The sequence below is a fragment of the Pseudomonas sp. B414 genome (genome assembly GCF_055408445.1).
Genome location: NZ_JBUZTQ010000003.1, coordinates 55,296 through 70,167, shown reverse-complemented (window position 1 = coordinate 70,167; position 14,872 = coordinate 55,296). Strand labels below are relative to the sequence as shown.

Genomic DNA, 14,872 nt, shown 5'->3' with positions numbered 1-14,872 from the left:
CCCTCGCAACGCAAGGAACAACTAAAGGGCGGGATTATAGCGTAAAGCACGCGGGAATGACCCAGCGCTATTTGCCACGCCTTACCCGGGTGCCAGACAAAGGCACCAGGCCGAGAAGCTACATATATATAAGCCCAATGCAGCGCAGCTTTGCGATTTCCTATGGACATGCGACCTACCACAGGAAATATGCAATGTCTGAACATCTCGAACACTTCAAGAGCTTGCCCCAGGAACTGTTGCCACTGACTCGGGCCTTCCCCCGCCTTGCCCAGTCACTCAACCACCGGCTACACCTGTTATTTCCCCGGCTTGCCATGGACGCGAGCATTGACCGGCTCTACCTGAACCAGGAAGAGCCGGCGCAACCTGGCCAGTTGCCAGTTATCAGCAGCCGCTCCCTTGGCGCGCTGGTCGAGCAGTGCTACCTCACCCGAGCAATACCGACCTTCTTTCAGAACACCATTCAAATCTACAACCTGCCTTACACCCTGGACGAACAGCATCTGACCTCAGGGATCACGGCACCTGAGTTTGAAGCGTTCCTCGAATTCACCACTCACAGCCTTGAGCGCTGCACAAGAGACGCCCTTGGCGACTTCTGGAAAACACCCAATCACGACCTCGAAGGGCTCACACCCAAGGCCTGGCTCACTCGATACGCCCTCAACCTGATCTTGTCCGAAGCCGCTGTACGCCATGGCGAAGGCACCCTCTCCCCCAGCGCACTGGTCGCCATTGATGAGGTTTTCCCGACTGTCGATCCAACCTCTGCGCGCCCGCCGCTGAGCGCGTTCACGTTTTACCGGGTGGCGCTCGATGGTCACCCCCTGCAGAACGCCGTGCAGCTTTATGGCGTATTCGTCATCACTCATAAAAACCTTCCCCGCGCGTCCAGCGATGCCCATGACGATCGGGTCGTGCAGGACGAAATACCGCGCACCGTCGTGCTCTACACCCCGAGCAATGGCCTGGAAGCCTTCGCCTCACTCAAGGCCCTCAGCGAAGAGATGAGCGCGCGCCTCAAGGACCCGGCCCAGCGTGACACGATCCTCGACTATGCACTGGCGACAGACCGCGAGCGCGCGCTGGCCCATCAGCACATGGACTACAGCCCGATACCGGAAGAAAGCATTCCGACCTTCTACAGCGAGCAACTGATCGACAAACAAAAGCACGACTTGCAATACGCATGGGCACAAGCTCGCGCCCAGCAGCAAGACACCACACTTGAACAGCTGGCCGAATTGATCGAGCAGTCATTCGATTCAAGCCTGCCCCTCAACCCCCAGCGCATTGTACATGCACGCTATGTCCGGCTATTGGAAAGCCGGCTCCCGCAATGGCTTAAATCAGCGTCCGACGCTGATAAAAGCCAATGGCGACTGGCTGTCGAGCGTTTGAATCTTGAGCGCCAGGCGTCACAGGCTCTCGACACTCAACCCCTTGCAGAAATCGGGCAAAAAAGCACCCTGTTGGGGTATGCCAGGGCTCAACTCAAGCAACGAATCAAAGCTGATCACGCCATTGAAGTCGATCCCGATGCCATTTTTATCTCGACCACCGAAGTCCTGCAGACCGGCCCGCTGATTTACACCGGCAGTGGCGCCGGGTTGCCCTCCGGCTTTGCCGCCGGAGTCAGCCTCGACAAAACCGGGCCCACGCTCACTTACAGAACAACCCGGCGTAGCCTGAGTGAGCTGGCCTTGGCCAACGTGGGCATCTGGGACATCACCTTTAGCCTGACCGCACTGGTCAAGGATGCCAAAGGCAATCGCCACCCGACGCTTACCCCGGACTACCTCAAAGCACTGGTGCGCCAGCTGGACATCGGCGAGCAATACAAAACCCGACTCAACCAGATGCTGGTCAGCTCGGCACAAGCCCGTTGGCGCAAGGAGCGCTACGTCAGTTTCAGCAAGGCCCGGCTGCAACTGGACCTGCTGGAAGCCAGAATGTCGGGTAACTTGAGTGCCGAACAGGCAACCTGGGTGCAACACGCCCTGGATCACCCGATCGACAACACACGCCCCAGGCTCAAGGGCGAGCAGATCAAGGTGCATTTGTTGATGCTGCGCTACAAGCCACTGCCCGGCGTGCTGGTCTTGAGTTCAACCGGCTCGACCCGCCTGCTGTGCTATTTGCCCGGCGCGCCCGACCATCGCTGGTTCTTGGGCGCAGATTCGCGCAATGACCTGGCCAGACGGCTGTCTCAGGCCTTTTTGCGAAGCTATTTAATGCAACGTGTGACGGTTGCTCAAAAGCCCTATATCCAGCCGTTGCTGGAAACCGGGCTGACAGACGCCAGCGTCCAGCTCCAGCCCATCCCCCATCATCTGCTTGAAGCCTCTTACGACACCGAAGCCTTGCATGCCATCCGCGAAGCGGACGAACAATCGACCTCAACCTGGGAAAGCAACCTCGATACCGCAAAAGAGACGGCACTGACCGTTCTCGATATCGTTTCTTTTGTATTGCCAACCAAAGTGTTATTGCCGGTGGTGCTGGCGCGCTTTGCTTACCAGCTGTTGCAAGGCTTTGATGCCCTGGAGCGTGATGAACAGCACGAAGCGTTACTGAACTTTATGGGCGCCATCGCTCACCTGACCGATGGTGCCTCGGACTTTGCCGGTTCGGCTGTGTTTGGCCGCGTCATTCGCCAGCGTGCAATGCTGCCTGCTCCTACCCTGAACCCCGCAGCAGCAAGCACCCAGCCGGCGGCCACACTCAAAGTTCGCACCGGCGATGAATACGGTTCCGGAGTACTTGAATCCACCTTGACGGGTAATGGCAATCCCGCCTGGTACGTCAAAGACAGCAACGGCAACCTGTATCGCAGCCACTATGACGCGCTGGATCAGACCTGGCGGGTGATTGACCCACGCAAGCCCAAGGCTCAATACCAGTTGGCGCTTCGCGAACTCTCGGCAGGCATTTGGGACGCAGAACCTGTTCGTTCCTTGAGCAATCAACGGCCCGGCATCGATCGGGTGATAGACAGCGCCAAAGTCACAGGGATTGATCTTGGCGGTAAAAGCCCTGATGCCCAGGGTATTTATCGTGTCGAAAATCGGCGCTTGATCGAACAGGACGGTGTGATGTTTGAGGTCACCAGTGGCTGGATGGGTCGTCACTGGTACTTGCAAGTGCCTGCAAGCTCCAGCAATGCGGGGGTCAGTTACAAGGTGCGGCGCACATTGGGCTACTGGGAAATCAAACACCGGGCCGGCACCACAAAACGCTGGGAGCCTCTGGTACGCACCAGCAGTGACCTGCCGCAGGAGCTCACTGCAAGCAGGCACAGCGCCTACGATTTGCCCGCCGAGTACAAAGCCAGGGTTCAGGACCTGATAGACAACCACCCAAAGCTGCTGGATAGCGTGTTTATCACGCGCGATTCGGGACTCAATACCACCCGTGAGTTTTTCACCCAATTACGCCTCAAACTGCGCAGCGATGCCCGCACCTTCTTCAAAGCCAACCCTGGCAAGCCACGCCCTGCGCGGCCAGAACTGCCCGGCAACACGTCAGCCAAAGACCTGTTTGAACGCCTGTACGAAAACACCCGAGGAATCGTGCTGGGCGAAACCCATGCGCAGCAGTCAGGCAAGCAAGTCCTGATCACTCAGATGAGTGAGCTTGCCAAAAACGATGTGAAAGTGCTGTTTCTCGAACATCTGCACACTGACTTGCACCAGGCACATCTGGATGCATTGTTTGAAACCGGAAAAATGCCCGTGGTACTGGACGACTTTCTCAGGAATCAAGATGCAGGCCACAGACTCAACCCGGCCAGCCGCTACACCTATAGCCAACTGGTCCGCGAAGCCCAGCACCACGGCATCCGCATCAAGGCACTGGATTGCACTGCCAGCTATAACATCAAGGGGCTGCCCAACGAAGGACCGAATGTGGACCGATACCAAGTATTCAGTTACTTCGCCGCCCAGATGATCAATCAGTATCAGGGCCAGAACCCCACCCACAAGTGGATCGCCCTGACCGGTAACTCCCACACCAATACCTTTCAAGGAGTTCCCGGGCTGGCAGAGCTTGAGGGTGCAATCGGTGTGCGCATTTCCGATGTAGCCCCTGGCAGTGGTCACGGGTTACAGAAGAATCTGGGGGCGATCGTGCCGCCAGGCTTTCAGCAGCGTGACTACCTGTTTCTGAAAAACGACTACTGGCTGACGATGGACGTTGCCGGCACCCCTCCCGCGCCCCCCTCGTTATCCCGGACACAAATCGAAGCCAGGCTGACTCAGACCGGCCAATTTATGTTTGAAAACACGCCATTGGTCGGCCCGCAGCTGGTCCATCGTGCGCGCAACCAGCAGATCGTACGCACTCGCCTGCAAAGCGAGGATGGCCAGTTTTTTATCGACCGCCCCGATTGGGCATCGGTGCACCTCAAGCGTTATGACCACTTGCGCGACTTTCTCCATGACGTGACAGAACTCGGCCTGCAACTAGTGAAGTGATCGCTGCCACAACCGCAGCATCCCAGTCAGGCCACCGCAATTTGGCCTGACTGGTTACTTTTGCTGGCTATCGCCCCCTCAGCCGCTAAAATGCGCGCCCTCTGCTAGCCTGACACCCGTCGCCCGGACGGGTCGCGTCATACGGAACCCCATACCCCACATGAATTTTTTTGTACCTGCTCGCTTTGCCTTGTTGCTGCCGGGCCTTTTTATTGCGCACACAAGCGTTGCCGAACCGCTGGAACTCGACCCCAGCGTGATCACCGGCTCACGTAGCGCCAGCCCCAGCTTTGACCTGCCGTACTCGGTAGACAGCATCAGCCAGCAGCAAATCAGCGATGGCCAATTGGGCATCAATGCGTCCGAAGTGCTGTCCCGCGTGCCGGGGCTGGTGGTGCAAAACCGCCAGAACTACGCCCAGGACCTGCAGATTTCGTCCCGTGGCTTTGGTGCGCGTTCGGCCTTTGGCGTGCGCGGTATCAAGTTGATTGCTGACGGCATCCCGGCCAGCACTCCGGACGGTCAGGGCCAGGCCGCCACATTCAACCTCGACACTGCCGAACGTATTGAAGTGTTGCGCGGCCCGGCTGCCACCCTGTACGGCAGCAACGCCGGTGGCGTGATCCAGATGTTCTCCCGCGATGGTGAAGGCCCGCCGCGCATCGGCGCCGAAACCCTGATCGGCAGCGACGGCATGAGCAAAAATCACCTGACTGCCGAGGGCGCCACCGATGATGTGGGCTTTGTGCTCGATGCTTCGCGCATGGACACCGACGGCTACCGCGACCACAGCGCCGCGCGCCGCGACCAGACCTTCGCCAAGCTCAACCTCAAGCCGGATGAGGACAGCAAACTGGCGCTGATCTACAGCAGCCTTGAGCAGAACGGCACACAAGACCCGCTGGGCCAAAGCTGGGAAGCCTACAAGGCCGACCCGCGCTCGGTGACGCCCAATGCCATTACCTACAACACCCGTAAAAGCATCGACCATCAGCAACTGGGCCTGAACTACGAGCGCTATATCGGTGACGCGACCTTGCAGGTCAATGCCTATACCGGAACACGTAGTGTGATTCAGTATCTGGCGATTCCTAAAGGCACACCCGGCAACAATCAGGGTGGCGGTGTTGTGCAGTTCGATCGCAAGTTTTACGGCGGCAGTATGCGCTGGCTGCAACCTGTATACGGCGTACCGGGTGATTTGACCTTGATCGGTGGACTGGACTTTGATCAGAGCCAGGACAGCCGCCATGGCTATCAAAACTTTATCGGCAACCAATTGGGCGTGAAAGGCGCACTGGTACGCGACGAAGTCGATACCGCCCGCAGCCTCGACCCCTATGTGCAAGCCAACTGGGCGCTGGACAACTGGACCGTGCAGGCAGGGTTGCGCTATAGCACCATGGAAATGGATGTCGATGATCAGTTTTTGAGCAACGGCGACGACAGCGGCACCAAACGCTATGAAAAAGCCACGCCGTCCATGAGCGTGATGTACGCCTTCACCCCTGAGCTGCATGGTTATGTCAGTGCGGGCAAAGGCTTTGAAACCCCAACCCAGGCTGAACTGGCCTACTCGCCAAGCGGCAAGGGTTTCAACTTCGGCCTCAAGCCTTCCGAAAGCACCCAGTATGAAATGGGCTTGAAGGCACAGATCAACAACACGCGAATCAACGCTGCAGTGTTCCAGATCACCACTGAAGATGAGTTGGTGGTTTTGAGCAATACCGGTGGCCGTACGACCTATCAAAACGCTGGACGAACCTTGCGTCGTGGCTTTGAACTGGGCGTTGAAAGCCAGCTTGCCGAACACTGGACCACCACCCTCGCCTACACCCGCCTGCAAGCCACCTACGACAGCGACTTCGCCAGCACCAAAGGCACCGTCGACAAAGGCAACTACCTGCCGGGCGTGCCGCAGACCACGTTGTTTGCTGAAGTGAACTGGAAACCTGCCGATTGGGTCAGCACTGCCGTCGAAGGCATGTACCGCAGCAAGGTATACGTAGAGGACACCAACTCCGCCAAGGCGGCACCGGCCTACAGCGTGTTCAACTGGCGGGCGAAGTTTGAACAGAAGGTCGAGCACTGGACCTTCCACCAGACCTTGCGTCTGGACAACCTGCTGGACCGTCAGTATGTAGGTTCGGTAATTGTGGCCGACGGCAACAGCCGCTTCTACGAAGCGGCTCCGGGCCGCTCGTGGTACGCGGGTGCCGGGGCGCAGTACAGCTTCTAGGTAATCGCCACAAACCTTGTGGGAGCGGGCTTGCTCGCGATTGCATCAACTCGGTAAAACTGACATGCCGAGGTATGCATCGCGAGCAAGCCCGCTCCCACAGAGGTTGGGTTATGCCGCACCAATCTCTTTGGGCAAGCGCCCATCAATTACCTGATATAACGCACTACCCACCGGCCAGTTGCGCATAAAGCGCGCCCGGTCACGGGCATAGGCCGAGGCGAAGCTCCCCGCTGAGCGGTGTTGGCACATTGAATCAAGATCGATCAGCGCCCAACGGCCATCATCCCAAAACACGTTATGACCCTTGAGGTCGCCGTGACTGATACGTTCACGAATCAGATCGGCAAACAATTGGTCCAGTGCCTTCAGCTCGGACTCCGGCGCGTCACCTTGTTCAACATAGGGCGCAAAGCGCTCGATGATGTCAGGACCCGGCAAGTACTCGGTAACCAGATAAGCTTTGCCGCGCAACCACAAAAAACGGGTTTCCAGCAGAGCCAGCGGCTTGGGTGTGGCAATGCCCAGAAACGCCAGGCGATTGCCTTCACGCCAGGAATGCCAGGCCCGGCTCGGGCGCCAGAAGCGCTTGAGCCAGTGGGCAAAGCCCTTGATATTGTAGCGCTTGACCACCAGGGCTCGGCCCGCCACGTCCACCTTACCGACACTGGCCGCGCCGCCGGTTTTGTACAAATGCCCCTGATCCAGCAAGGCATCGGCCTCGGCCAGTACAGGCAACATGGCAGATTCTTCATCACGCACTACGGCACGCAGGGCGAAAACCCCGCGCTGCACGCTAAACAGCGAGCAATCGCGACCCACCTTGTTCAAAAAGTCATTCAGGCGCCAGGCGCGCACCTTCTCGACCTGCTTAAGCAGCGCTTCCAGCGGCAAGGCGTGCTCGCCATTGCTCAGCAGATAATGCACCAGCAGCTCTTCGATAAACGGCTCCAGGCTCTTGGGCAACTGGGCAAAGAACACACCGAGGTTTTCCAGCACCTTTTGCCGCGACAGCGGTTTACCCGCCTCTTCGACGCAAATGCCCGCACCGTCGATCAGGTACAGTTTGGCGCCCTGACGCAGCAGGTTGTCCAGGTGCAGATCTTCCTGCCACAGGCCCTTGAGATGCATCTGGCCAATGGCTGCCAGCGCCTGGCCCAGTACCGCCACTTGCTCGTCCGCCAATACCGGCAACGACGCCACCGCAGCCCAGGCATCGCCCAGGCTGTGGGCACCTTCAAGAAACTCGAACAGCAGCCAGCCGCCCTCGCCTTCCTGCAAGCCATCGGCCAGCAGCTGCGGGGTGGTCAACCCTTGCTCTGCCAGCAGGCGCACACCATTCAACTCACGCTGAAAGTTACGCGCCGCCTTGCTGCCCACCATCAATTTGGCCAGTACGGTACGCCCGCGCCATACCCCGGCGCCGACATAACGCTGCCCCGGCAGTACTCGCAGCAAGGTCAGCAGTTGCAACTGCGCAGGACCGGCGGCGTCGGCCAGTTCGATACTCAACGGCAAGCCCGGCGCACGGCCGGCCTTTTGCAGTTCGGACAAACGCATCAGCGCGACCCCTTCTGATTGCGCCGCACATTCAGGCGCGCCAGCCAGGCATCAACCAGGCCACTGTCCACCGGCTGATCCAGATAAGCCGCGAGCAAGGTGCGCACGTCAGCTTCGCTCCAGGCATGCGCCCGACGCAGCAACGGCTCGATGTCCTTGACCCGGTCACGCTGGCCCAGCAACAAGGGCCGGGTTTTCTCCAGGTCGATCAGTTGGGCGCGATAACCCGCGCCATCAGCCTGCAAGAAGATATGCTTGGGGTAAAAACAGCCATGCACCTGACGCGCAGCGTGCACACGACGGGCCAGCAGGCCGCACTCGCGCAAAATCGCCTGCTGCTGGCCAGTGGTCAGTTGCGGCCATTGCTCCAGCAGCGAATCGAGGTCATTCCAGCCATCCAGTGCACGGGTCATCAATACTGCACGACGCTCGCCCGGCACTTTGCGCTCGCCAAAAAATACAGCTTCCAGCGCCGGGATACCCATCTGCCGGTAGCGCTGAATATTGCGAAACTCGCGGGCGAAACTCGGCTCGCCAAGCGGGCTGGTCAGCGTGCGGGTGAGGTAATTGCTCTGGCGCTTGAGGTAAAACCCCTGGCCATCGAGGTCCATGCGAAACACGCTGCTCCAGCCATCACCGCTGGTGTTGGGCTCGTCCACCGCGTCCAGTTGCGCTGCCCACAGGGCATCGAAGTCAGCCAGGCCGTTGCGTTCAAGCACAGCGCGGTCGGCATCCGCCAAAAAATCTGTCATTCCCGACCCTCAAAAAACCGCACGATATGACGGACACGTTCCTTGTCCGCCGCATTGAGCGTAGTGCGTCCGGTGTATTGAAAATAAAAGCGCAAACGCTGGGTGTAGGACAAATGGTACTTAGCCACTTTGTCGAGGCACGCCAGGTCTTTGGTGATGCGGTATTTGAGCCAGAAGCCGCGCCAGAAATCGCCGTTGGGGCAATCAATCAAGAACAGCTTGGGCTGGTCGTCAATCAGCAGATTGCGCCACTTCAGGTCGTTATGGGTGAAGCGATGGTCGTGCATGGTTTTGGTATAGCTGGCCAACTGGCGGCTGACGCAATCGACCCAGGCGCGATCCTTGAGCAGCGGATCATGGTTGTCGGCAAGCTCCGACAGGTCGCGAGTGTTGGGCAGTTCGCGGGTAATCATGGCGCCACGGGAATAGGCAAAGCCACTGCGCTCAAGACCCCAGGCCACCACTTCAGCGGTAGGGATGCCCCACTTGGCGAAACGCTTGAGGTTCTGCCACTCGGACTTGACCCGGGGGCGGCCCAGATAGCGACGCAACCCCTTGCCCGCACCGGTGTAGCGCTTGACGTAATAGTTGACGCCATCGCGCTGCACACGGATCACTTCCGACAGCGGATCGCGGGTCAAGTGCTCGCCCTGCAGGGCAAACACCGCCTCCAGGCTGCCAAAATCAGATGCCAATGCGCTGTAAGCCGGTTCCAGATTCCAACCCGCCATTACAGTGCATCTCCATAACGCTGTTTGCGTTCGTAGAGTTTGCTCGCCTTGCCTTCCAGCCACGCCAGCAGGCGGGCTTCTTCGCGCAGGATCTGGCGCAACGGCATCTGGAAGTAGCCACGCAGAAAGCGCAGCTTGTCCCGCGGGGTCAGGCCGATATCCAGCGCCGAGAAGTACAGTGCTGCCAGATCCTTGTTGCGCCAGCGCTTGCTGATCACCGGTCGGACCTGGGCACGGTGCAGGTCGATCAACGACAGACGCAAGTCCTCGGCCGTAACCGGTTTGTCGGTATGCAGCAGGAAGTGGCAGATATAGCAGTCGCGGTGGTTGACCCCGGCGCGGTGCATCATCCCGGTCATGCGCGCCACTTCGGCGATCAGCGCATGCTTGAGTTTCGGCTGCGGCGGCTGCTTGACCCAGTTGAGGCTGAAATCTTCGAGGCTGACCGTAGGCGCCAATTCTTCAGTGATGATGAACGAGTGCTGCCCTGCCGGGTTACTGCCCTTTTCACCATAGGCCACAGCGGTCATGGTCGGCACACCGACCTCATGCAGGCGTTTGATCGCCCGCCACTCCTGACCTGCGCCGAGTACCGGCAACTTGGCCGTCAGCAGGTTCTTGAACACTTCACCCCAGCCAATGCCACGGTGGATTTTCACAAAGAAACCGCGCCCGGCAACTTCGGTACGCAAGGTACGTCGGCCATCCAGTTCGCGGTAAACCTCGCCTTCCAGACGCTCGACTTCGGTGAACGCATCGCGTCCTGCCCACAAGCTTTTGAACGGTTCGGCAAGAATCAGTTTCATCAGTGTTGCTCCGCCAGAATCACATCCGCAGCGTGCTGCGGCATGCTGTAGAGGTCGGCCGTCTGCGCGTAGGCCAGGCCATTTTGGCTCCAGGCCGCGCGCGCAGCATCGTCGGACAACATGTGTGTCAGGTATTCGTTGAGTTGCGCCTGCTCGAACGGCTCGTCCAGTACCCGGCCACAATCGGCATCGGCAATGTAGTGGGCGTAGCCGCAAACGGCGCTGACCAGTACCGGCAAGCCTGCCACCAGCGCTTCAAGCAGTACGGTGCCGGTGTTTTCGTTGTAGGCCGGGTGGATCAGCAAGTCGGCGCCCAGCAGGAAGCGCGGGATATCACTGCGCCCCTTGAGGAACTGCACATGGTCGCCCAGCCCCAAGGTGGCACTCTGCAATTGAAAGACCTTGGGGTCGTCCTGGCCAATGACAAACAATTTGGTGCGCTTTTTCAGCTCTGCAGGCAACGCCGCCAGGGCTTTAAGGCTGCGATCCACACCTTTGGTCTTGAACCCTGAGCCGATCTGCACCAGCAGCAAATCATCGTCTGCCAGATTGAACTCACGACGGAACTCGGCACGAATTTCGGCCGCATTGGCCGGTGCCCGACGGTCCAGGGCGATGCCCGGCGGCAGCAGATGGAAGCGCTCCAGCGGGGTGTCGTAATGTTTGATAAACAGCGGCTGCTGGACTTCGGAAATCATCAGGATTTCAGTCTTGGCGTTCTTGTCGAACACCGCCCGCTCGTACTCGGCAAAGTGCTTGTAGCGCTTGAAGAAGCGGTAAAACGAATGGCGCAGGTTTTGCGCCTTGTCTTCAAAACAGCCATCGGCGGCGTAGTACACATCCAGACCGGGCATTTTGTTGAAACCGATCAAGCGGTCCACCGGGCGCTTGGCCAGGTCGGCCTGCATCCAGGCGAGCATTTTCTCGTTGCGGGTGTGGTTGTGGAACGCCTTCACCGGCGCCACCAGCACTTCAAAACCGGGCGGGATATCGCCTTCCCAGATCATTGTGTACACACGGATCTGGTGGCCGCGTTTCTGACATTCCAGCGCTATGCGCATGAAGTCGCGTTGCAGCCCGCCAAACGGGAAATATTTGTACAGCACAAAAGCCAGTTGCATCAGCGCAGTTCCTCAGCCAGTAACAACGTGCTTAATCGACTCGCGACACGCTCAGGGTTCAAACGGGTAAAGCATAAAGGCCACTCGTTTTTCAGATCAAACCGCTGCTGGTCCTGGGCAGTCGGAGTGTAGGTGCATTTTTTCTGCAGGCACGGCGCACACGGAAAATCGCTGGCCAAGTGGATCTGGCCCTTGCCATAGGCGCCGGTCAGCCCCGGATTGGTCGGGCCAAACAGGGAGATGGTCGGCACATCCAGTGCCGCCGCCAAATGCCCCAGCCCGGTATCCACAGCCACGCAGGCACTGGCGCTGGCCAGCACCTTGGCCACGCCGGCCAGATTCAATTTGGGCAGTACCACCGCATTGCTCAGACCACTGGCAATGCGCTCGGCACGGGCTTTTTCAGCCGGATTGCCCCAGGGCAGACGCACTTCGACACCCAGATGCCCCATGCGCAGGGCCAGGTCGCGCCAGTACACCTCGGGCCAGTGCTTGGTATCCCAAGTCGTGCCATGCAATAACAATACGTAGGGCTTGTTGCGCGGTAATTCAATCAGGCGCTCAACATCCAGGCCGTAATCGCCCAGCCCCTTGGGCAAGTCGTAGCCCAATGCCACGGCAAACAACTGGCGCAAACGTTCGACCGCATGCTGCCCACGGGCCACGGCCAGACGCCGCTGATAGAAGCGGCTGGCCAGCGGTTCACGGGCAGAATCCTTATCCAGCCCGGCCACCGGGGCTTTGACATAACGGGTCAGCCAGGCGCTTTTGACCAGGCCCTGAGCGTCGATCACCAGATCGTATTTTTCGGCGCGCAGGTTTTGCTTGAAGCGCTTCCACTCGCCGCTCTTGATGGTTTCCCAGATGTTCTTGCGCCAGCGGCGGATCGCCACCGGAATGACCTTGCCCACTGCCGGGTGCCAGGTCGGAATTTCGGCAAAGCCTTCTTCCACCACCCAGTCAAAGGTGATGCCCGGAATCGCCCTCGCGGCATCAGTCAGCGCCGGCAAGGCGTGGATTACGTCGCCGAGGGATGAGGTTTTGACCAACAGAACCCGCACTTAGTTGACCTCGACCGGTGAGCCCTGCAAGCGCTGCAAGGCTTCAACCACCGGTTGCGGCATCAGTTCGCGCAGGCAGTTGTAGTGGCCGAAACGGCAGGTACGGTCAAAACACGGGCTGCACTCCAGCCCCAGCCGCACGATTTCGACCTTATCCGCCAAGGGCGGAGTAAAACCGGGCGACGTTGAGCCGTACACCGCTACCAGCGGGCGATTCAAAGCCGCGGCAACGTGCATCAACCCCGAATCGTTGGACACCACGGCATCGGCACACGACAGCAAATCAATGGCTTCGGCCAGCGAAGTCTCGCCGCTGAGGTTAACCGATTCTTCGCGCAGCCCCGGAATCAGCCGCGAGCGGATATCTTCGCCCACTGCGTGATCGTTTTTGGAACCGAACAGCCACACCTGCCAGCCTTCGCGGATCTTTTGCTCGGCGACCTTGGCGTAATGCTCGGAAGGCCAGCGCTTGGACTCGCCAAACTCGGCACCCGGGCACAGCGCCAGCACTGGCCGGTCCAGCGCCAGACCGAACTTGCTCAGGGCAGCAGTGCGGCTTTGCGGGTCAATCTGCAAATCCGGTCGCGGGTACGGCTTGGGCAAGTCAGCCCCCGGCTCATAGGCCAGCGCCATAAAGCGCTCGATCATCAGCGGGTAGCGCTCTTTGTCGAGCTTGCGTACGTCGTTGAGCAGGCCGTAGCGGAACTCGCCGCGCCAGCCGGTGCGCTTGGGGATACCGGCAAAAAACGGCACCAGCGCTGATTTCAGCGAGTTGGGCAGCAAGATTGCTTGATCGTACTGGCCCTTGAGGGACTTGCCGATCTTGCGTCGCGTGGCCAGTTCGAGCGCGCCGTGGCCGAGCGGAAAGCTCAAGGCCTTGCGAACTTCAGGCATGCGCTCAAGGATGGGCCGGCTCCACTCGGGGGCCAGCACATCGATTTCGCACTGCGGGTGGCGCTGTTTGAGGCACTGGAACAGTGTCTGCGCCATCACCATGTCACCGACCCAGCTGGGCCCAACGATCAAAATATTCATAAGTTTCCATAAACAAGCAAGGGAGGCATTCGCCTCCCTGCTGTGATGCTATGCCGACATTACTTGACCAGTGTACGCCACTCCGGGTGGTCCGTAGTCTTGCCGGTCACCAGGTCAAAGTAAGCCTTTTGCAGTTTTTCGGTGATCGGACCACGACGGCCGATACCGATTTGACGCCCGTCGACTTCGCGGATCGGCGTCACTTCAGCGGCAGTGCCGGTAAAGAACGCTTCGTCGGCGATATACACCTCGTCGCGGGTGATGCGTTTTTCAACAAACTTGTACCCAAGCTCGGTGGCCAGGGTGAGGATCGTGCTGCGGGTGATGCCGTTCAGGCAGGCCGTCACGTCCGGGGTATAGATCACGCCATCCTTGACCAGGAATACGTTCTCGCCCGAGCCTTCGGCTACGAAACCTTCCGGGTCCAGCAACAGCGCTTCGTCGGCACCGCCGGAAATCGCTTCCTGCAGGGCCAGCATCGAGTTGATGTAGTGACCGTTGGCCTTGGCCCGGGTCATGGAAATATTCACATGGTGACGGGTAAAGGAGCTGGTGCGCACCTTGATCCCGACTTCCAGGGCTTCGGCGCCCATATAGGCACCCCAGCTCCATGGCGCGATGATCACATGGACCTTGAGCCCGGTGGCACGCAGGCCCATGGCTTCGGATCCGTAGAACACCATCGGGCGGATATAGGCGCTGTCGAGGTTGTTTTCACGCACCGCAATACGGGTCGCTTCGTTGATTTCGTCTTTGCTGAACGGGATCTTCATGCCCATGATGTGGGCCGAATCGAACAGGCGGTCAGTGTGCGCCTGCAAGCGGAAAATCGCCGCGCCCTGCGGGGTTTCGTAAGCGCGCACACCTTCAAACACGCCCATGCCGTAGTGCAATGTATGGGTCAGCACGTGGGTGGTGGCATCACGCCACGGCACCAGCTTGCCGTCATACCAGATCACACCATCACGATCAGCCATCGACATCATTACGCTCCTCAAAGAATCCAGCACCTGCACCACGGGGCGTCAGGCAAATTGGACGGGCCTTATGGACCCGCCGGATACGTTCTTACAGCTTTAATTCTGT

At 59.2% G+C, this 14,872-nt stretch carries 10 protein-coding genes; 2 read left to right on the top strand and 8 right to left on the bottom strand.

Features of this window, described 5'->3' with window-relative positions; translation table 11 throughout:
* Positions 1-194: 194 nt before the first annotated feature.
* Positions 195-4,481 carry a dermonecrotic toxin domain-containing protein gene (locus ACZRMH_RS03860; RefSeq protein WP_464012249.1) on the top strand — a complete coding sequence of 1,429 codons (4,287 nt, stop codon included), beginning with the start codon at positions 195-197 and terminating at the stop codon, positions 4,479-4,481.
* A 160-nt stretch (positions 4,482-4,641) separates the two neighbouring features.
* Positions 4,642-6,720 carry a TonB-dependent receptor family protein gene (locus ACZRMH_RS03855; protein ID WP_464012248.1) on the top strand — a complete coding sequence of 693 codons (2,079 nt, stop codon included), beginning with the start codon at positions 4,642-4,644 and terminating at the stop codon, positions 6,718-6,720.
* Between the two features lie 111 nt (positions 6,721-6,831).
* Here the strand turns inward: ACZRMH_RS03855 and ACZRMH_RS03850 are convergent, their stop codons facing one another.
* The 8 genes from ACZRMH_RS03850 to ACZRMH_RS03815 are packed head-to-tail and all read right to left on the bottom strand — an operon-like array spanning position 6,832 to position 14,769.
* Positions 6,832-8,280, bottom strand: a complete 1,449-nt coding sequence (locus ACZRMH_RS03850) for a lipopolysaccharide kinase InaA family protein (RefSeq protein WP_464012247.1) — start codon at positions 8,278-8,280, stop codon at positions 6,832-6,834.
* Positions 8,280-9,032: a lipopolysaccharide kinase InaA family protein gene (locus ACZRMH_RS03845; protein WP_464012246.1), complete on the bottom strand. Its 753-nt coding sequence runs from the start codon at positions 9,030-9,032 to the stop codon at positions 8,280-8,282. Before ACZRMH_RS03845 ends, ACZRMH_RS03850 begins: the two co-directional genes overlap by 1 nt.
* Positions 9,029-9,763 carry a lipopolysaccharide kinase InaA family protein gene (locus ACZRMH_RS03840; protein WP_464012245.1) on the bottom strand — a complete coding sequence of 245 codons (735 nt, stop codon included), beginning with the start codon at positions 9,761-9,763 and terminating at the stop codon, positions 9,029-9,031. Before ACZRMH_RS03840 ends, ACZRMH_RS03845 begins: the two co-directional genes overlap by 4 nt.
* Entirely contained in the window at positions 9,763-10,569 is an 807-nt protein-coding gene (gene rfaP / locus ACZRMH_RS03835) for a lipopolysaccharide core heptose(I) kinase RfaP (protein ID WP_464012244.1), read from the bottom strand. The genes ACZRMH_RS03840 and rfaP overlap by 1 nt, the downstream gene beginning before the upstream one ends.
* Complete coding sequence (locus ACZRMH_RS03830; protein ID WP_464012243.1) at positions 10,569-11,690, bottom strand: glycosyltransferase family 4 protein; 1,122 nt, start codon at positions 11,688-11,690, stop codon at positions 10,569-10,571. The genes rfaP and ACZRMH_RS03830 overlap by 1 nt, the downstream gene beginning before the upstream one ends.
* Complete coding sequence (gene waaC, locus ACZRMH_RS03825; RefSeq protein WP_464012242.1) at positions 11,690-12,751, bottom strand: lipopolysaccharide heptosyltransferase I; 1,062 nt, start codon at positions 12,749-12,751, stop codon at positions 11,690-11,692. The genes ACZRMH_RS03830 and waaC overlap by 1 nt, the downstream gene beginning before the upstream one ends.
* Positions 12,752-13,786 carry a lipopolysaccharide heptosyltransferase II gene (gene waaF, locus ACZRMH_RS03820; protein WP_464012241.1) on the bottom strand — a complete coding sequence of 345 codons (1,035 nt, stop codon included), beginning with the start codon at positions 13,784-13,786 and terminating at the stop codon, positions 12,752-12,754.
* 59 nt (positions 13,787-13,845) lie between these two features.
* On the bottom strand, positions 13,846-14,769 hold the full coding sequence (locus ACZRMH_RS03815) for a branched-chain amino acid transaminase (protein ID WP_086799156.1): 924 nt from the start codon (positions 14,767-14,769) through the stop codon (positions 13,846-13,848).
* Between the last annotated feature and the right edge of the window lie 103 nt (positions 14,770-14,872).